This window comes from Azospirillum sp. TSO22-1 (assembly GCF_003116015.1).
Classification (GTDB): Bacteria; Pseudomonadota; Alphaproteobacteria; order Azospirillales; family Azospirillaceae; genus Azospirillum.
In genome coordinates this window covers 34,449-52,541 of record NZ_LGQZ01000038.1, presented here as the reverse complement: position 1 = coordinate 52,541, position 18,093 = coordinate 34,449, and the positions used below count along the sequence as shown (strand labels likewise).

Annotated in this window: 19 protein-coding genes; 6 read left to right on the top strand and 13 right to left on the bottom strand. The window is 68.7% G+C overall.

Features of this window, described 5'->3' with window-relative positions:
• Positions 1-134: 134 nt before the first annotated feature.
• Complete coding sequence (locus tag TSO221_RS11865) at positions 135-2,030, bottom strand: potassium transporter Kup (protein WP_109118702.1); 1,896 nt, start codon at positions 2,028-2,030, stop codon at positions 135-137.
• A gap of 428 nt (positions 2,031-2,458) precedes the next feature.
• Here TSO221_RS11865 and TSO221_RS11860 point away from each other — a divergent pair, with 428 nt between their 5' ends.
• Positions 2,459-2,644 (top strand): hypothetical protein, encoded by a 186-nt coding sequence (locus TSO221_RS11860; protein WP_109118701.1) that lies wholly within the window; start codon positions 2,459-2,461, stop codon positions 2,642-2,644.
• Positions 2,645-2,711: 67 nt separating this feature from the next.
• Here the strand turns inward: TSO221_RS11860 and TSO221_RS11855 are convergent, their stop codons facing one another.
• The 3 genes from TSO221_RS11855 to TSO221_RS11845 form a co-directional block, all read right to left on the bottom strand.
• The gene (locus TSO221_RS11855; RefSeq protein ID WP_109118700.1) at positions 2,712-3,164 is read right to left on the bottom strand and encodes a DMT family transporter; all 453 of its coding nucleotides are present in this window, start codon (positions 3,162-3,164) and stop codon (positions 2,712-2,714) included.
• A gap of 105 nt (positions 3,165-3,269) precedes the next feature.
• Positions 3,270-3,998 (bottom strand): helix-turn-helix transcriptional regulator, encoded by a 729-nt coding sequence (locus TSO221_RS11850; RefSeq protein WP_109118699.1) that lies wholly within the window; start codon positions 3,996-3,998, stop codon positions 3,270-3,272.
• A 162-nt stretch (positions 3,999-4,160) separates the two neighbouring features.
• Positions 4,161-4,988 carry an SDR family oxidoreductase gene (locus TSO221_RS11845; protein ID WP_109118698.1) on the bottom strand — a complete coding sequence of 276 codons (828 nt, stop codon included), beginning with the start codon at positions 4,986-4,988 and terminating at the stop codon, positions 4,161-4,163.
• A 93-nt stretch (positions 4,989-5,081) separates the two neighbouring features.
• On the opposite strand from TSO221_RS11845, the gene TSO221_RS11840 reads away from it, so the two are divergent.
• Complete coding sequence (locus TSO221_RS11840) at positions 5,082-5,984, top strand: AraC family transcriptional regulator (protein WP_109118697.1); 903 nt, start codon at positions 5,082-5,084, stop codon at positions 5,982-5,984.
• A 21-nt stretch (positions 5,985-6,005) separates the two neighbouring features.
• Here the strand turns inward: TSO221_RS11840 and TSO221_RS11835 are convergent, their stop codons facing one another.
• From TSO221_RS11835 to TSO221_RS11820, 4 genes are read right to left on the bottom strand one after another with little or no spacing between them, the layout of a single operon-like run.
• Positions 6,006-7,196: an MFS transporter gene (locus tag TSO221_RS11835; protein ID WP_247878016.1), complete on the bottom strand. Its 1,191-nt coding sequence runs from the start codon at positions 7,194-7,196 to the stop codon at positions 6,006-6,008.
• A 42-nt stretch (positions 7,197-7,238) separates the two neighbouring features.
• Positions 7,239-8,048 carry an amino acid ABC transporter ATP-binding protein gene (locus TSO221_RS11830; RefSeq protein ID WP_109118696.1) on the bottom strand — a complete coding sequence of 270 codons (810 nt, stop codon included), beginning with the start codon at positions 8,046-8,048 and terminating at the stop codon, positions 7,239-7,241.
• A 4-nt stretch (positions 8,049-8,052) separates the two neighbouring features.
• On the bottom strand, positions 8,053-8,715 hold the full coding sequence (locus TSO221_RS11825) for an amino acid ABC transporter permease (protein ID WP_109118695.1): 663 nt from the start codon (positions 8,713-8,715) through the stop codon (positions 8,053-8,055).
• A 16-nt stretch (positions 8,716-8,731) separates the two neighbouring features.
• Positions 8,732-9,523 carry a transporter substrate-binding domain-containing protein gene (locus TSO221_RS11820; RefSeq protein WP_109118694.1) on the bottom strand — a complete coding sequence of 264 codons (792 nt, stop codon included), beginning with the start codon at positions 9,521-9,523 and terminating at the stop codon, positions 8,732-8,734.
• A 269-nt stretch (positions 9,524-9,792) separates the two neighbouring features.
• Between TSO221_RS11820 and hutG the strand changes: the two genes are divergently transcribed.
• The 3 genes from hutG to TSO221_RS11805 are packed head-to-tail and all read left to right on the top strand — an operon-like array spanning position 9,793 to position 12,799.
• Positions 9,793-10,593: an N-formylglutamate deformylase gene (hutG, locus tag TSO221_RS11815; RefSeq protein ID WP_109118693.1), complete on the top strand. Its 801-nt coding sequence runs from the start codon at positions 9,793-9,795 to the stop codon at positions 10,591-10,593.
• Positions 10,590-12,002: a formimidoylglutamate deiminase gene (locus tag TSO221_RS11810; RefSeq protein ID WP_247878015.1), complete on the top strand. Its 1,413-nt coding sequence runs from the start codon at positions 10,590-10,592 to the stop codon at positions 12,000-12,002. Before hutG ends, TSO221_RS11810 begins: the two co-directional genes overlap by 4 nt.
• A complete protein-coding gene (locus tag TSO221_RS11805) occupies positions 11,999-12,799 on the top strand; it encodes an IclR family transcriptional regulator (protein WP_109118691.1) in 801 nt (266 codons plus the stop codon). Before TSO221_RS11810 ends, TSO221_RS11805 begins: the two co-directional genes overlap by 4 nt.
• Positions 12,800-12,825: 26 nt before the next feature.
• Here the strand turns inward: TSO221_RS11805 and TSO221_RS11800 are convergent, their stop codons facing one another.
• Positions 12,826-13,425, bottom strand: coding sequence for a HutD family protein (locus TSO221_RS11800; protein ID WP_199229459.1), 600 nt, complete (start codon positions 13,423-13,425; stop codon positions 12,826-12,828).
• Between the two features lie 409 nt (positions 13,426-13,834).
• On the opposite strand from TSO221_RS11800, the gene TSO221_RS11795 reads away from it, so the two are divergent.
• Positions 13,835-14,017, top strand: coding sequence for a hypothetical protein (locus tag TSO221_RS11795; protein WP_109118690.1), 183 nt, complete (start codon positions 13,835-13,837; stop codon positions 14,015-14,017).
• A 79-nt stretch (positions 14,018-14,096) separates the two neighbouring features.
• Here the strand turns inward: TSO221_RS11795 and TSO221_RS11790 are convergent, their stop codons facing one another.
• The 4 genes from TSO221_RS11790 to TSO221_RS11775 all read right to left on the bottom strand — a co-directional run bounded on the left by TSO221_RS11790 (position 14,097) and on the right by TSO221_RS11775 (position 18,018).
• On the bottom strand, positions 14,097-14,519 hold the full coding sequence (locus TSO221_RS11790) for a MucR family transcriptional regulator (protein ID WP_282187757.1): 423 nt from the start codon (positions 14,517-14,519) through the stop codon (positions 14,097-14,099).
• A gap of 187 nt (positions 14,520-14,706) precedes the next feature.
• A complete protein-coding gene (locus tag TSO221_RS11785; protein WP_109118688.1) occupies positions 14,707-15,909 on the bottom strand; it encodes a hybrid sensor histidine kinase/response regulator in 1,203 nt (400 codons plus the stop codon).
• Positions 15,910-15,999: 90 nt separating this feature from the next.
• Positions 16,000-16,449, bottom strand: a complete 450-nt coding sequence (locus tag TSO221_RS11780) for a DNA polymerase III subunit chi (RefSeq protein ID WP_109118687.1) — start codon at positions 16,447-16,449, stop codon at positions 16,000-16,002.
• A 69-nt stretch (positions 16,450-16,518) separates the two neighbouring features.
• Positions 16,519-18,018 (bottom strand): leucyl aminopeptidase, encoded by a 1,500-nt coding sequence (locus TSO221_RS11775; RefSeq protein WP_109118686.1) that lies wholly within the window; start codon positions 18,016-18,018, stop codon positions 16,519-16,521.
• Positions 18,019-18,093 lie beyond the last annotated feature (75 nt).

Genomic DNA, 18,093 nt, shown 5'->3' with positions numbered 1-18,093 from the left:
ACCTGTTCGCCTGCATCGAAGGCTACTACAATCGCCAGCCGCTCCACTCGGCCCTCGGCGACATCACCCCAGAGCAGGCCGAACTGCAGACCGCGTAACCCGGTGTCCATTCTCCCGAGGGAAGCTCACCCCCATCAGATCTCGATCTGCATGCCCAGTTCAACCACGCGGCCCGGCGGAATGCAGAAATACTCCGACGCGCTGGCCGACATCTTCGACAGCGCGATGAAGACCACCTCCTGCCAGCGCGGCAGCCCGGTCCGCCGGGTGGGGATCAGCGTCTCGCGGCTCACGAAGTAGGTCGTGTCCATCGGGTCGAACGGCAGGCCCGGAATCCGGCGCTCGTTCAACGCGGCGGGGACGTTCGGCTCGTCTATGAACCCGTAGTGCATGATCAGCCGGAAGAAGCCGGCGGGGTGGGGCGTCAGCTCGAACCGCCGCGCGGACGGTATGGTCGGGACATCCTCGATCTCCACCGTCATCAGCACGACGCGCTCGTGCAACACCTTGTTGTGCTTCAGGTTGTGCAGCAGCGACGGCGGCAGGCCGCGCGGGCTGCTGGTGAGGAACACCGCCGTGCCCGGCACCCGCTGGATGGTGCCGCCGCCCTTCATCCGCCCGAGAAGCGCGTCCAGGGGCATGCCGGCCTCCTGCAGCTTGTCCCGCAGTTCGGCGCGGCCGCGCCGCCACGTCATGATGAGCGTGAACACCGCCGCCGCCACCAGCAGCGGGAACCAGCCTCCCTCGACCACCTTCAGGAGGTTGGCCCCGAAGAACGCCACGTCGATGGTCAGAAACCCCGCCAGCGCCAGCCCGGCCTGCCACAGCGTCCACTTGCCGAGCCGCCGCGCCACCTTGTAGGCGAGCAGCGTGGTCGCCACCATGGTGCCGGTCACCGCGATGCCGTAGGCGGCGGCCAGATTGCTCGACGTCTTGAACCCGAGCACCAGGATCACGACCCCGGCCAGCAGCAGCCAGTTGACCGCCGGCAGGTAGATCTGCCCGATCTCGTGCGCCGAGGTGTGGCGGATCTCCATGCGCGGCAGGTAGCGCAGATGGATGGCCTGCCGGGTCATCGAGAAGGCGCCGGAGATCACCGCCTGGCTGGCGATCACCGTGGCGGCGGTGGCCAGCAGCACCAGCGGCAACTGCCCCCATGACGGCGCCAGATGGAAGAAGGGGTTCTCGATGGCGGCGGGATCGGCCAGCAGCAGGGCGCCCTGGCCGAAGTAGTTGAGCAGCAGCCCCGGCAGCACCAAGCCGTACCAGGCGATGCGGATCGGCCGCCGGCCGAAGTGGCCCATGTCGGCGTACAGCGCCTCGCCGCCGGTGACCGCGAGAACGACGGCGCCCAGCAGGACAAAGCCGAGCCCGCCGTGCTCCTCCAGGGTGCGCAGCGCGTGGGTCGGCAGCAGCGCCTGCAGCACCCGCGGCTCCTGCGCGATCTGTATGGCGCCGAGCACGCCGAGGACGATGAACCAGAGGGCGATGATCGGCCCGAACAGGGCGCCGACCCGCGCCGTACCGTAGCGCTGCACGACGAACAGCAGAACGAGGATGACCAGCGTGATCGGCAGCACCCAGTGCTCGAACACCGGCGTCGCGACATTCAGCCCCTCGACCGCGCTCAGCACCGAGATGGCGGGCGTGATGATGCAGTCGCCGTAGAACAGCGCCGCCCCGGCGATGCCGATTCCCATCACGGCCACGGTGCGGCGGTGCCCCGGCCGCATGCCACGCAGGGCAAGCGCCGTCAGCGCCAGGATGCCGCCCTCGCCCTGGTTGTCGGCGCGCATGACGAAGGTGACGTACTTCACCGTCACCACCAGCATCAGCGCCCAGAAGATCAGCGACAGCACGCCCAACACGGTGTCGTGCTCCACGGCCAAGCCGCTCTGGGTGAAGCATTCGCGCAGCGTGTAGAGCGGGCTGGTGCCGATGTCGCCGTAGACCACGCCCAGGGCGCCCAGCGTCATGGCGCGCAGCTTTGCCGTATCGGCGGTCGGGGTGGTGATGCCTGCTTCGCTCATGCGCCTGCTCATGCCAACGGAACCGGCCCGCACCGCACGCGATGGCCATCGCGCCGCCGGATGGGAAAGACGATCCCGTACGTGTCTGGAGAACAGAAGACAAGGCCGAATGTGCGAACGACGTTCCTGATTATGCGCAAATCGTCGTCGCATATATGCCGCATATATTTCCGCAATCGTCTTGAGGTGTCTTTCCTTCATGACGGCCGGGTGCGGGCACGACCGGCGCGCCGCGGCGTATGCGTCGGGCATATTTCGGGAGCGCCAACGCCCCATCGATTTTATACGCCCCTTCGCCCTTCTTTTAGGAGGTTGGTCGAGCCCGAAACGAGCGGCATCCGCCTCGGGCTTCACCGGCAGAGGGCGAACCGCCGCGGCGTCACGCCGCGCTCCGGTGCTCGCCGGGATTCGAGGGTGATGAGGACGACATGCTTACGAAGTCTGAACGCACGCTCTTCGAGAGCCGCCACGGCGGGTCCAACATCCTGTCTGCCAAGGACGAGCAGACCTATCCGACGGCCTCGGAGGTGCTCCATGAGATGGCCCTCACCCTCGCCGGCTTCCTGGGGATCGCGGTGGTGATCAACCTGCTGCTGATCGCGTTCGGCGGATGAGCGTCGAGCGCGGCCGTTGAAGCGACGATCACAGGCGGTTCCATGGATGCGCTCTGCGCCCGTGACGTTACAGGCGGATCAGGACGACACCCAGGATCAGGGAGGCTGCGCCGGCCAGCCGCGCGGGACTCACCAGCTGCTGCGTCAGGCCGAACAAGCCGAAATGGTCGAAGGCGAGCGAACCGAGCATCTGTCCGACGACGATCAAGGCGAGAACGGTCGCGGTGCCGAGACGGGGAATCATGAGAATGGCGGTCCCGATGAACAGCGCGCCGAAAAGCCCTCCGGTCCATGACAGCCACGACGTGGATCCGGCAAGCGATTCCGAAATCCGGGGGCCGGGAGCGGTCAGCGCGACCGCCAGCATCGCCAGCATGCCGACGAAATAACTGATGAACCCCGCCCACCACGGCGATCCAAGATCGGCCCTCAAGTTCGCGTTCAGGACCTGTTGCAGAGCGACGCTCACTCCGGCGCCGATCACCACGAGATATGAAAATGCAGACAAAGCTGTTGCCATGCCGACCCCCCCGGTAACGCGCGCGCAGCGGAATTCTTCCGCATGCCGCGCTCCTGGAGCGATGGGTAGCAGGCCTGTGCCGCAGCGGTCTGGAACGGATGTGACCTAACCGGCCCGGTATCGCCCCGGCGTGACGCCGAACGCCCGCCTGAAGCAGCGGCCCAGATGGCTTTGATCGGAGAATCCGGTCTCGGCGGCAGCCGCGGCAATGGAGTCCCCCGCCCGGAGCAGCCGCCGCGCAGCGTTCAACTTCTCCAGCAGCCAGTATGCGTGCGGTGGCATGCCATGACGCTTTCTGAACTGACGGGAATAGCCCTCACGGCTCATGCCTGCGTGGTGCGCCGCTTGGCCTACGGTTCGCCATGGCTCACCGCCCATATGACCGGCCGTTGGGTTCACACGGTTCCCAGCAAAGCACCGATGGTCTTCCGCAATGATCATCAAGTCGGCCCAGTCGAGCTGTCCCCTCCTTCGCCAGTGCCGGGCCAAGCTGGAAAGCAGGTCGCGTGTCGCGTATTCCCCCGGTGACGTGTAAATGTTGATGCAAACAACCTCGGATGGTTCGGATAGCGAACGGTGCGGTGTTCCCGCTGGGATGTGCCAGCCCTGGCCCGAGGCGATGCCGAGCACGTCATCGCCGATGACGAAGCGGCGGCGTCCCGACAGGACGAACGTGAGTTGGTCCTCGGCATGAAAGTGGGGCGGCAACGCCACATCCAGCCCGAGCACTGTTCCCAATTCGACGATGCCGCTGCCGGTTGGACGCCAGTATTCCCAGGCTCCATGTGAAATCGGCGCGGATCTCAGGGCTATTGGAAGCAGAGGCGATGTCATCGTCGCGTGATTCTGTATTGGCTATGCCGCCGTTTGCGTTATTGCTCGCCGTTGTGGCAGATACTGCGCGGTGGCGGCCACGAGAATGGGGGGCAAACGGTTAAACGTAAAGGCAGGGTTTTCCCCCGAGCGACGATGCATGATCACACTGTCCGCGACGGGTCAGCAGCGTTCAGGGCCGAACATCTCGTGCATCTCGCGCTGATAGTGCTCCTCCGATGTGCTCCACCGCAGATCGGCGAGGAGCTTGGTGTCCGCCCCGGCGGGATATCGGATCCTGAAGCCTTCGTCCGTGGCGGCCGCGTAGACGGCGTCGGCCACCTCCGCCTCGGTGCAGAAGGCGGTGGGATAGTTGGCGAACCGGGAGAAGCAGGCCTGCGCGAAGCCGGCGTAGTCGTCGGGGATCAAGCCCTGCATTCGTGGGCCGCCGTTGGCGCTGAAACGCGTGGTCGGGGCGTAGCCCGGCTCGACGAGTCGCGCCCTGATGTTGAACTCCGCCAGTTCATAGGAGAGCGACTCGGTAAAGCCCTCCACGGCGAACTTGCTGGCGGCATACACGGCGACCAACGGCATCACGCCGACCGTGACGCTCGACGTCACGTTCACGATCACCCCGCCGCCTTGCCGGCGCATCTGCGGGATGATGGCGCGGCAGGCGGAGACCACGCCGAACGTGTTGGTCTCGAAGACGTCGCGAACCGTGCTGTCGGGCGTCGCCTCGACGATCGAGGCGAGGCCGATTCCGGCGTTGTTCACCCAGACGTCGATCGCACCGAACGCGTCCACGGCGGAGTCGATCGCATCGGCGATGCTCTGTTCCCTGGTGACGTCCAGCGGGAGCACCTTCAGCTGCTCCGGCTTCGCCCGGAACAGGGTCGGGTCCGGGCGGCGCATGGTGGCGACGACGTTCCAGCCGTGCTCAAGGAAGAGTTCCGCCGTGGCCTTGCCGTAGCCCGACGATGTTCCGGTGATGAGGATTGTTTTCGGCATAGAGGCCTCCGTCGATTGGATGAGGCCATCCTAGACAACGAGCTATGGACGAACCATAATCTACAGTCCGCATTATATTATGGATCGTCCGGAATGGATCCGCTCAGCGACATCATCGCGCTGCTTCGCCCCAGCACCGCGATCTCCAAGCCGATCACGGGCCGCGGACGCTGGGGGGTCCGCTATGCCGCCCACGACGCACCCGGATTCACGATCATCCTGCAGGGAGAGTGTTGGATCGCCCTCGACGGCAAAGAGCCGGTGAAGTTCCGGCAGGGCGACTTCGTGCTGCTCCCATCGACACCGCCGTTCGCGCTTTACAGTCATCCGGGTGTCGAATGCCCTTTCCGGGAGCCGCAGACTGCCGCCGTCCGGCACGGGGATCAGGATGGCGAACCCGACTTCGTCTCCCTCGGCGGGACGTTCCAGATAGAGAAGGTCAATGCGCACCTGCTGCTCGCGCTGTTGCCGGATATCATCCACATCCGGGCATCGGAAGGCGGCGCCGGCAGGCTTGGCCGGGTCATCGAACTGATCATGGACGAGTGCGCGACCGAGGCCCCGGGCAAGGAAATGATCTTGCAGCGGCTGCTGGAGGTTTTGCTCGTGGAAGCCCTGCGGCGGCTCGGCATCGATCCGGACGCGGCTCCCGCCGGCCTTCTCAACGGCATGCGCGATCCAGGGCTCGCCCGCGCACTGCGCGCGATGCACGCCGACGTCCGCGCCGCCTGGACGGTGTCCGAACTCGCCGGGGTCGCCGGCATGTCGCGATCCGCGTTCGCCGCCCGCTTCGCGGAGACCCTGGGCTGCGGGCCGATCGAATATCTCGCTCGATGGCGCATGGCGTTGGCGAAGGATGCGCTGATGCGTGGTGCAAAGACGCTCGACCGGATCGCCGACGACATCGGGTATGAATCGGCCAGTGCCTTCAGCACGGCCTTCCGCAAGCGGCTTGGGTGCCCGCCTGGAAGGTTCGCGCGCTCCCATGGCTTTTAAATCTTCGAGGTCGTCCTCCCGTCACGGGCGCTGCGGTGCGGGTGGATCCCGCTGCTGCGGCATCCGCCAGCGCCGCCACGCCGAAAACAGCGCCAGCACACCCGACACGGCGCCGACATAGACGAACAGCGCGCGGCTGCCGAAGCACTCCATCGCCAGCGTCGCCAGCATCGGTCCGAGCGCGGCGCCGAGCGCCCATGAGAGCAGCAGGGCGCTGGACAGCGCGACCGCCTCGCCGGGCGGCGCGTGATCGTTGGCATGGGCGACGCAGATGGCGTAGAGCGACAGGGCGGCGCTTCCCCACAGCGTGAACAGGACGAAGAGGATGGTCTCCGAGGCCCCTCCGGCCGCGGCGATCAGCAACGCCGTGGCCGCGGAGGTGCCGGCGAGGGCCAGGATGACCAGACGCCGGTCGCGGCGGTCGGAGAGCCGGCCGATCGGCCATTGCACGACGGTGCTGCCGACCTGCACGCCGGACATGATCACCGCGATCACGGTCGCCGAATGCCCCATGCCGGCAAGATAGGCCGGGCCGATCCCGGTGACCGCCGTGTTGCACAGGCCGATCACCAGGCAGCCGACGAAGGCGACCGGCGACACCCGGACGTAGCGCCATGGCATGCGCGCCTGCGCCGCCGTCATCGACGGCGGCAGCTCCCGCACGGCGGCCACCGGCAGAAGCGACAGCGCATAGCAGACGGCGGCGGCAGCGATGAGCCAGGCGCCCGGGAGGTCCGGGCTGGCCAGCAGCATCTGCCCGCCGACCACCGCGACCTTGCACGCGACCATGTACAGCGAGAACACGCTGCCGCGCGCCCCGGGCCCCGCCCGGGCGGCCAGCCAGCTTTCGGCCACGGTCAGCATGCCGACGTAGGACATGCCCATCAGCACCCGCATCCCGGTCCACGCCCACGGGTTGGGCAGCACCTCCAGGCACACCGTCACGGCGCCGGCCAGCAGGGCGAAGGCGCCGAACGCCCGCACCATGCCGATCCGGCCGATCAGCCAGGGCGCGGCCCAGCAGCCGGCGATGAAGCCGATCGAGTAGCCCGAGGCCACGGCGCCGACGGCAAGCGGCGGTGCCATGGCCTCGGCAAGGCGGATCGGCAGCAGAACCTGCAGGATGCCGTTGCCGACCTGGACGAGACACACGCCGAGGATCAGCGCGATCAGCACCGGGGTGCGCGAGGCCAGCGTCAGGGAATGCAACACGGGTGTGGGGCAGCGGCGGGAGGAGAGGATGGGAAACGCCGGTCAGTGGTCGTCGGGCAACGCCGCCAGCGCGTCTGGCGGCGTGGGGAGGGGGCGTGCGCCGGCCAGATGCCCGTCGACCAGCGCGCGCAGGAAGGCCCGCGTGCGCTCCTGCGCCGGGGCGGAGAAGACGCGCTCCGGCGGCCCGGATTCGACCAGCCGTCCCTCGGCCATGACCACCACCGTGTCCGCGACCTCACGGGCGAAGCCCATCTCGTGCGTCACCACCATCATGGTCATGCCCTCGTCGGCCAGCGCCTTCATGACCTGCAGCACCTCGCCGACCAGCTCGGGGTCGAGCGCCGAGGTCGGCTCGTCGAACAGCATCACCGTGGGGCGCATGGCCAGCGCCCGGGCGATGGCGGCGCGCTGCTTCTGGCCGCCCGACAGGGTCGACGGGTAGACGTCGGCCTTCTCCTCCAGCCCGACCTTGCGCAGCAGGTCGAGGGCGAGGTCGTGCGCCTCCGCCTTCGGCGTCCCGCGCACGACCATCGGCGCGCGCATGACGTTCTCGACGGTGGTCATGTGCGGGAACAGGTTGAAGGACTGGAACACCATGCCGGTCTCCGCCCGCACGGCGTTCATCTCGCGGTCCGGCAGCGGCCGGCCGTCCTTGATGATGCTGCGGCCGCCGATCAGGATCTCGCCGCGGTCGGCGATCTCCAGGCAGTTGCAGCAGCGCAGCAGCGTGCTCTTGCCCGACCCCGACGGACCGATGACGACGGTGGTGCTCGACGGCGCCACCGTCAGGCTGACGTCCTTCAGCACCTCGACGCCGCCGAAGCTCTTGTGGAGATTGCGGATCTCGATCACCGGTTCAGCCCCTTCCGACGCTCAGGCGCCGCTCGGCGATGCGAAGCAGGTGCGACGCCGCGTTGGTCAGCACGAAGTAGATGAGCGCCACCACGAGATAGACCTCCAGCGCGCGGAAGCTGGTGGAGATGATGCGCTGCCCCTCCCGCATCACGTCGTCGATGGTCAGCAGCGACACCAGCGCCGAGTTCTTGATGAGCGCGATGGTCTCGTTGCCGAGCGGCGGCAGCATGCGCCGGAACGCCTGCGGCAGGATCACCTCGCGCATCGCCTGCCGGTACGACATGCCCAGCGAGCGCGCCGCCTCCATCTGCCCGCCCTCGATCGACTGGATGGCGCCGCGCACCACCTCCGACACGTAGGACCCGCTGTAGATGCCGAGGCCGAGCACGCCGCACAGCAGCGCCGGCAGCAGGATGCCGAACTGCGGCAGGCCGAAGAACAGCAGGAACAGCTGGACCAGGAGCGGCGTGCCGCGGATGAAGGCGACGTAGCCGGACGCCAGTCCGTAGATCACGCGCCGCCGCGGGTTCAGGCGGGCGATGCCGACCGCGAGGCCGAGCACGGCGCTGAGCAGCAGCGCGGCGGCGGTCACCTCGATGGTGACCGCCGCCCCCTTGAGCAGTTCCGGCAGCCCCGCCCAGACCGGATCGAAGTTCAGGGTCATGGACAGGGTCCTCCGTTCACTTCTTGGCTTCGAACCACTTGTCCACGAGCTTCTGGTAGGTGCCGTCGGCCTTCAGCTTGGCGATGGCGGCGTTCACCTTGGCGACCAGCTCCGGGTTGTCCTTGCGCATGGCGAAGCCGTAGTCCTCGGTGGTCAGCTGCTTGTCCAGCACCTTCACGCTCGGGTGCGTCTGGGCGTACAGCTTGGCGGCGGGCTTGCCGGTCACCACGAAGTCGGTGCGGCCGGTTTCGACCTGGCCGAACATCTCGGCGTTGGTCTCGACCTCCACCACCTTCACCGTCGGGAAGTTGTCCTTGAGGAACTTGACCGACTTGGTGCCGATCTGCACCGCGGCGGTCTTGCCGGCGATGGCCTCCGGCCCGGTGATCGCCGTGTTGCCGGCCTTGACCATGATGACGAGGCCGCCCGGATAGTAGGTGTCGGAGAAGCCGACCACCTGCCGGCGCTCGTCGGTGATGTACATCGCCGAGGCGATCATGTCGAAGCGGTTGGCCAGCAGGCCGGGGATCAGCCCCTTGAAGTCGATGTCCACCCACTCGACGCCCTTGGTGGCGCCCAGCTCCTTGGCGATGGCCTCGACCAGCTCGATGTCGAAGCCGGTCTTCTTGCCGTCCTGGCTGAACTCGAAGGGCGCGAAGGTCGCGTCGACGCCGACGCGGTAGGTGCCGGTCTTGGCGATGGACGCCAGCACCGCGTCGTCGGCCCGCGCCGGCGTGGCCGTGACGGCGGCGAGGAGCGCCGTGGCGGCGACGGTGGCGGCGGCCAGAAGCGTTTCAACAGACCTCATCGCAATGGTCTCCCTGATCGTTGCAGCCGTCCGGTGGAGGGCCGGCTGGTCGTGGTTCGGCGGTGGCGACGCCGGTCCCTGTCGTACAGCTGTCTTGGCAGCTTTGTGTTTAGCCTATAAAACAGATGTTGTGTGGACGCAACTGCATATCGGCGTACATCAGTATGTGAGCATGAGGCCGGAGGCTTGGCAATGACTCTCGCAACCCCGGCCGCGGTTCCGCCCGTCATGGTTTTGTCAGCAAAACAGCAACGCACCAGGATGAACGCATGAGCGTCTTCGACTTCCGCCCCGCCCGGCGCCCGCTTCTGGTCAGCCTGCCGCACGTCGGCACCGGGCTGCCGCCCGGATTCGCCGACCGGCTGTCCGGCCCGGCACAGGCGTTGCCGGACACCGACTGGCACCTGCCCCGGCTGTACGATTTCCTGGACGGACTGGGCGTGGGCGTGATCCAGGCGCGGTTCTCCCGGTTCGTCGTCGATCTCAACCGCGCGAGCGACGACACCCCGCTCTACGCCGGCGCGACGACCGGCCTGTGCCCGTCCACGCTGTTCGACGGCACGCCGGCCTACCGCCCCGGCGCCGGGCCCGACGCCGCCGAGGTGGTGGAGCGGGTGGCGCGCTGGTGGACCCCGTACCACGAGGCCATCGCGGCGGAGATGGCGCGCCTCCATGCCACGTTCGGACGGGCGGTGCTGTTCGACGCGCACTCGATCCGGTCGGCCGTGCCGCGGCTGTTCGAGGGCCGGCTCCCGGACCTCAACCTCGGCACCAACGAGGGGCGCAGCCTGGACCCCGGCCTCGGCGCCCGGTTGGCCGGGGTGTGCGCCGCGGCCGGCGCGGACGGCTTCACCCACGTGCGCGACGGCCGCTTCAAGGGCGGCCACATCACCCGCCACTTCGGCCGCCCGGCGGAGGGCTGGCACGCCGTTCAGCTGGAACTGGTGCAGGCGACCTACATGGAGGAGGATCCCCCCTACGTCTTCGACGAGGCGCGGGCGGCGCGGATCCGGCCGCATCTGCGCCGCTTCGTCGAGACCCTGCTGGCGTGGGCGGAGGACCGGGCATGACGGAGGGAACGATGGACGGGCCGTTGGACGGGCTGTTCTGCCGGCGGGCGCTGCTGCCGGACGGCTGGGCGTCGGACGTGGCGCTGCGCTTCGACCGCCAGGGCCGCATCGCCGCCGTCGAGCGTGGCAGCGACGGCGCCGGCCTGCCGTACGCCGCCGGGCCGGTCGTCCCGGGCATGGCGAACCTGCACAGCCACGCCTTCCAGCGCGCCATGGCCGGCCTCGCCGAGCGGTCGGGCACCTCGGACGACAGCTTCTGGACGTGGCGGGAGACGATGTACGGCTTCGTCCGGCGGATGACGCCGGAGGCGGTCGAGGCCGTGGCGGCGCTGCTCTACATGGAGATGCTCGAGCAGGGCTACACCGCGGTGGCGGAGTTCCACTACCTGCACCACGACGCCGACGGCCGTCCCTTCGCGGAGCGGGCCGAGATGTCGCGCCGCATCCTGGCGGCGGCCGACAGCGCCGGCATCGGCCTGACCCACCTGCCGGTGCTCTACGCGCACGGCGGCTTCGGCGGGCAGCCGCCGAAGGACGGGCAGAAGCGCTTCGTCAACGACGTCGACGGGCTGCTGTCCATCGTCGCGGCGACGCGCGCGGCGTGCGGCGACTCCCCGAACCGCCGCGTCGGCCTCGCGCTGCACTCGCTGCGCGCGGTGACGCCGGAGGAGATGCGCGACGCGCTGGACGGTCTCGACGCGCTCGACCCGACGGCGCCCGTGCACATCCACATCGCCGAGCAGACCGCGGAGGTCGATGACGGCCTCGCCTGGAGCGGGCGGCGGCCGGTGGACTGGCTGCTGGGCAACGCCCCGGTCGGGCCGCGCTGGTGCCTGGTGCACGCCACCCACGTGACGCCCGCCGAGGTCACGGCGCTGGCCGCCAGCGGTGCCGTCGCCGGCCTGTGCCCGACGACGGAGGCCAACCTCGGCGACGGGGTGTTTCCCGCCGCGGACTTCCTGGCGCAGGGCGGCCGGTTCGGGATCGGCTCCGACAGCCACATCAGCGTGTCTGCGGCCGAGGAGCTGCGTCTGCTGGAATACGGGCAGCGCCTCGTGCACCGGCGGCGCAACGTGCTGGCCGGCGGTCCCGGCCGGTCGATCGGCGCCGACCTCTACCGGGCGGCGCTGGCCGGCGGCGCGCAGGCGCTGGGGCAGGCGGACGCCCGCGGCGCGCTGGCGCCGGGACGCCTCGCCGACCTGGTCGTCCTTGACGCGAACGACCCGAAACTGTTTTCTCGCGCCGACGACGTTCTGCTGGACGCCTACGTCTTCGCCGGCGGCGGGCGCGCGGTGCGCGACGTCGTCGCCGCGGGACGCCTGGTCGTGCGCGACGGGCGCCACGTGCGGCAGGACGGCATCACGGCCGCCTATCGTCAGGCGGTTCAGAGGCTGCTGCGGGATTCATGAGCGACACCGAGCCCAACTACATCGCCCCGGCGCTCCAGCGCGGTCTCGCCATCCTCGAGCTGTTCACGCCGCAGCGGCGGACGCTGACGCTGAGCGACATGGCGAAGGCGCTGGGGATCGGCCGCGCCTCGGCCTTCCGGCTGGCGTTCACGCTGGAGCACCTCGGCTATCTCGATCGGACCGGCAGCGACGGCAAGGCCTACCGCCTCGCCCCGCGGGCGATGCAGCTCGGCTACCATTACCTGTCGGGCCTCGACTGCGCCGAAGTCGCCATCCCGTTCATCGACGCGTTGAGGGACTCCACGCAGATCTCCGCCCACATGGGCGTGCGCGACGGGACGGAGGTCGTCTACGTCTACCGCGCCCACTCGCACATGACGCTGTCGAGCAACATCGCGGTCGGCTACCGGCTGCCGGCGCACGCCACGGCGATGGGGCGGATCCTGCTGAGCGGCCTGTCCGACGACGCCATCGCCCAGCTCTACACCGGCGTGCGGCTCGACCGCTTCAGCGAGGCGACGGCCGTCACGCTGACCTCGCTGATCCAGCAGGTGGCGGCCGACCGGGCGCGCGGCTGGACGCTGAACCGCTCGTCCTTCGTGTCGGGCATCGTCGCCATCGCCGCGCCGGTCCGCGACCACCGCGGCGCGGTCGTCGCCGCCATCAACTTGTCGGGGCCGAGCGCCGTGATGGACACGCCGGCGACCCTCGACCACCTGACCGCCAAGGTGGCGGACACCGCGGCAAGCATCTCGCGCCAGCTCGGCTGGACGGCGCCGGCCCAACATATCGATTGAGCGAGCGGATTCACGCTTCCGGCCTTTCAGGCCGTCCGCGATCCGCTCTGGCGGTCGTCGACCCGGGCGACGAAGGCCCACGCGCCCGCGTCCGCCTCGATGGCGCCGTCCTCGCCGTCCAGGCGCAGGGTCCAGCCCGCCGGCACGCGCACGGTGCCTCCGGCCCGGCGCACGCTGACCGCGCCGTCCACGGCGTAGACCAGAACGACGCGCGCGGCGGGCACCGGCACGGCATGCCCTGCCGTCACGACCTCGAGCGATCCCCTCGCCCGCTCACGGTCGACCATGAGATTGAAATCGCGGATCGGCCCGTCGAGCAGGTCGCACCGCACCCCGGCGTCGCCGGAGAAGCGCACCGCCGGGTCGCCGCGGCGCGCCTCCGTCGCGACGCCGTCGATGGTGAGCCGCATGCCACCCCCCTCGACGACGGCGATCAGGCGCTCGCAACCGTCGAATGCGGAAAACGGCCCGGACTGTCCGACATCGGCAACGCTGGCGCGCCAGAGGAACCGGCCGGGCGCGCCGGCGGACGGAGCGACCGCGATTTCGGCCGTGGTTCCTCCGCCGTTCTTCCAGGGCATGCGACGGTAGCCGGCGGGATCAAGGAGCGTATGGGTCATCGGCATGTGCTTCGTTTTCCAAGGAACTCGGACGCATTCCTTACCCCATGACGGCGCAAGCACCAAACGCGCGCCGCTTGGAGTATTCCCGTGATACGCGTCAGCGGTCTATGACGCTCCACCCGAGTCGGCTGTCGGCGACGCCTGAATGCCGACGACGTTTCCATTCGCGTCACGAATAAGGCGGATTCCCTACGCTTCCAAGCGCTACGGCGCCTTCAGCGGTGGGTGTGTCTGCTACCGGATATCGTTTCGATGCCGAGTCGGTCGTGCTCGCCACCGCAGAGTGGGAGCAAGGCTCCTTCAAGTCCCTCCTTCAGCGGGGCTGGGGGAGGGAAAGAAACCTTGCCGGGAGCATATCGGCATTTCCCCTGTTGATCGGTAGGAACCCGGACCGCAACAGAGGGACTTCGTCATGAAACGTTTCAAGCTGATGGCTGCTGCTCTCGCTGCCACCATGATGCTGGCGGCGTGCAACACCGGAACTCTGGTCGGCGGCGGCGCGGGCGCGGCTGGCGGCTACGCGCTGGGCGGCAAACGGGGCGCCATCATCGGCGGCCTCGGCGGCGCCGCGGTGGGGACGGCGCTCGACAACTGATCGGACGCACAAGCAACCGGACGGAAGGGCGGGGACGACGCGCGAGGCGCGGTTCCCGCCCTTCCCGCGTCCGGCCGGATCACTTCTTCTTGGCGCGGCCCTTGGTGCGGCCGCCCTGCAGGCCGAGGCCCGAGGCCTTCGCAAGCTGCGAGCGTGCTTCCGCGTAGTTCGGCGCGGTCATCGGGTATTCACGCGGCAGATTCCACTTGGCGCGGTACTGGTCCGGCGTCAGGTCGTGGTCGGACGCAAGATGCCGCTTGAGCATCTTCTGCTGCTTGCCGCATTCCAGGCAGGTGATGTAGTCGGGCTTCACCGACTTCTTGATCGGAACCGCGGGGGTCTGCGGCTCGGCAACGGCCGAGTCGCCGGTTTCACTGCCGACACGGCTGAGCGCCGAATAGACGCCCTGAATGACCGAAGGAAGGTCATTCACCGAGACGCTGTTGTTCGCCGCGTACGCTGCGACGATCTGCGCCGTAAGCTGCTGTAGATCCTCTGCCACCTGGGCTCTCCCTGCATTTATCTGGAGTCTGACAGACAGCATACATGAATGTGCCTGATCGTCCAGTGTTTAGCGTGGTGAAAAAGGCGAATTCATTACACGTTCGTGTATCGGCCCCGGCAATCCCCAGTCGAGTCCGGAAAAGAATCGAGTTGAGCCGGTATCGAATCTTCCGCGCCGCGGCGACTCAAGCAGTGGTCGTGCCGATGATCCGCGACGCCGGCAGTACGATGGTGACCGTGGTGCCGAGGCCCGGCGCGCTGTCGAGCTCCACCCGGCCGCCGTGCAGTTCGGCGAAGCGGCGCACGATCGGCAGGCCGAGCCCGATGCCCTCGTGCTGGCGGGCCAGCGAGCGCTCCGCCTGGGTGAAGGGGTTGAAGATGCGGTCGATCATCTCCGGTGCGATGCCTGGCCCGTCGTCGGCGACGCGGATCGCCACGCCGTCGGCGTGCGGGCCGGCGCTGAGCGTCACGTGGCCGCCGGAGGGGGTGAACTTGATGGCGTTGTCCAGCAGGTTCAGCAGCATCTCGCGCAGCCGCCGGTGGTCGGCGCGCAGCGTCACCGGCGGCACCGGCGACAGGGTCAGTGCGACGCCCTTGGGCTGCGCCTTGGCGGACAGCAAGTTGACGCAGGTCGCCAGCAGCGCCGGAAGCCGCACGTCCGACTCCTGGATCTCCACCGATCCGGTCGAGCCGCGCGTGTAGTCGAGGATCTTGTTGACCATGGAGAGCAGGACGTTGCCGCTCTCCTCGATCAGCGTGACGTACTCCTTGTAGTCCGGGTGGCCGAGCGGCCCGAGCGACTCCGCCGCCATCACCTCGGCGAAGCCGATGATGGAGTTCAAGGGCGTGCGCAACTCGTGGCTCATCACCGACAGGAAGTCGAGCTTGGCGCGGTCGGCCTGGCGGGTGGCGGCCAGCGCTTCGGTCAGCTCGGCCGTGCGGTCGGCGACGCGGCGCTCCAGGTCGCGGTTGTGCTGGGCGACCCGCCGGTACAGCGTGCGGATCTGCAGCATGTTGTGCACGCGGTGCAGCAGCTCCCAGGCGATGAACGGCTTGGTCAGGAAGTCGTTGGCGCCGAGCTCCAGCGACTTGCGGCGGGTGTCCTGGTCGGTCTGCGCGGTCAGCACCAGGACCGGGACGTAGTCGCCGGCGTAGACCGCCTTCAGGCGCTCCATCAGCTCGAAGCCGCTCATGTGCGGCATGCGGATGTCGAGCAGCAGCAGGTCGAAGGCCTGCGCCTCGCACAACGGCGGCACCTTGCGCGGGTCGGTCTCGCCGCGGACGTTGGTGTAGCCGTCGTGCGCCAGCATCTCGCGCAGCAGCTCGACGTTCGAGGCGTTGTCGTCCACGATCAGGATCGCGGCGTCCCTGATGTCGTCCTGCGCCATGGTGAACCGCTGCTGTCCCTTTGCTGTCGGCCGGCGATCAGCCTTGCCAATCATTGCCGGAAAAGCAATGGGGTTGTGGACGATGCGGGCCTACGCTTTTTTCTCCCAGGCGCCGCGCTCGTTCTCCTGCCAGTAGGTGAGGCCGTGGCCGGCCGCCTTGCAGGCCTTCCAGCGGTCGCGGGCGGCCATCACGGCCTCCTCGTCGTTGCCGTCGAACAGGTCGCAGACGAGATCATAGGTTGCGAGGTTCCCGCTGGCCGCGCCGTCGATCTGGAACAGCACGGTGGCGCCGTTGGGGTTCTCGTCCTCCGCCGTCAGCCACACCGGCTGCGCGTCGGCGAATCCGTCGCGCTTGGCGCCGTGCGGCAGGAAGGACGCCGGGTCGTAGGTCCACAGGTGCTGGTTCAGCGCGTCGACGCGCTCCGCCGAGCCGGCGAGCACGACGGCCCGCCAGCCGCGCTCCAGCGTCTTCTCCAGCAGCTTCGGCAGCACCTGTTCCAGGCTGCGGCGCTGGAGATGGTAGAAGCGGACTTCGGTCATGGAACGGGAGCCCCCACCTTACCCCTCCCCCCGCCGAGCGGGGGGAGGTCGGGAGGGGAGTAAAGCCCCTCACCCCTCATGGAAATCCGCGACGAAGCGGTCGAGCAGGCGGACGCCGAACGCGGTGCCGCCCTTCGGCACGGTGCTGGTGTCCTTCTTCGACCACGCCGTGCCGGCGATGTCCAGGTGCGCCCACGGCACGTCGTTGACGAAGCGCTTGAGGAACTGCGCCGCCGTGATGCTGCCGGCACCCCGGCCGCCGCCGGTGTTCTTCATGTCGGCGGCGTCGGTGTTGATGTCCTTGTCGTAGGCGTCGGCCAGCGGCAGGCGCCACAGCGGCTCGCCCACCGCCTTGCCGGCGCCGGTCAGCGCCTCGGCGAGCGCGTCGTCGCTGGCGAACAGGCCGGCGTGCTCGTGGCCCAGCGCGATGATGATGGCGCCGGTCAGCGTCGCCACGTCCACCATCAGCCGCGGCTTGTAGAGGTCCTGCGTGTACCACAGGCAGTCGGCCAGCACGAGCCGGCCCTCGGCGTCGGTGTTGACGATCTCGATGGTCTGGCCGGACAGCGAGGCGACGATGTCGCCCGGGCGCTGGGCGGTGCCGGACGGCATGTTCTCCACCAGCCCGACGACGCCCACCGCGTTGACCTTCGCCTTGCGGCCGGCCAGCGCCATCATGGTGCCGATCACCACGGCCGAGCCGGCCATGTCCCACTTCATCTCCTCCATGCCGGCGGCCGGCTTGATGGAGATGCCGCCCGAATCGAAGGTGACGCCCTTGCCGATGAAGGCGACCGGGCGCTTGTCCTGGGCGTCGGGCGCGCCGTTCCAGCGCATGATGACGACGCGCGGTTCGTGCGCGCTGCCTTGCGCGACGCCGAGCAGCGCGTTCATGCCGATCTTGCGCAGCTTCTTCGGGTCCAGCACCTCGACCTCGAGGCCGAGGGCGGTCAGCTCCCGGCACTTGTCGGCCAGCGTCTCAGGGTAGATGACGTTGGCCGGTTCCGACACCAGGTCGCGGGCGAACAGCACGCCGTCGGCCACCTTGTCCAGCTTGCCGAAGGCGCGCTTGGCGGCCTCCGCCTCGTCGGTCAGCAGGCAGACCTTCTTCAGGGACGGCTTGGCGTCCTTCTTGTCCTTGGTGCGGTACTTGTCGAAGCGGTAGGAGCGCAGCCGGCCGCCGAACGCCATCTCGGCCGCGGCCTCGGCGGGCTTGATGCCGGAGCCCTGGGGCAGTTCGACGAAGACGTGCGCCTCGCTCTCGCCGCTCTTCTCCAGCGCGGCGACGACAGTGCCGCCGGCCGACTGCAGGGCGAGCGGGGCGATGTCCTCCGCCTTGCCCAGGCCCAGCAGCAGCACGCGCCCGGCGTCCAGGTTGGCAGGGGCGAGGACGGCCAGCGTCTCGTCCTTCTTGCCGGTGAAGCGGCTCGCCTCCATGGCGCGCGTCAGCATGCCGCCGGTCTTCTGGTCGAGATCGCGGGCGGCGCGGCCCAGCGTGCGCTCGGCAAGCACGGTGACGACGATGGTGCCGGCCTTCGGCAGGGCCGGCTTGGCGAAGCTGAACTTCATCTCCCCCTCTTTCCTTCAGCGGATGGCCGGCCGAGCGTAAAGGGACTGCACCGGCTGTCAAGCCGCAGAGAGGTT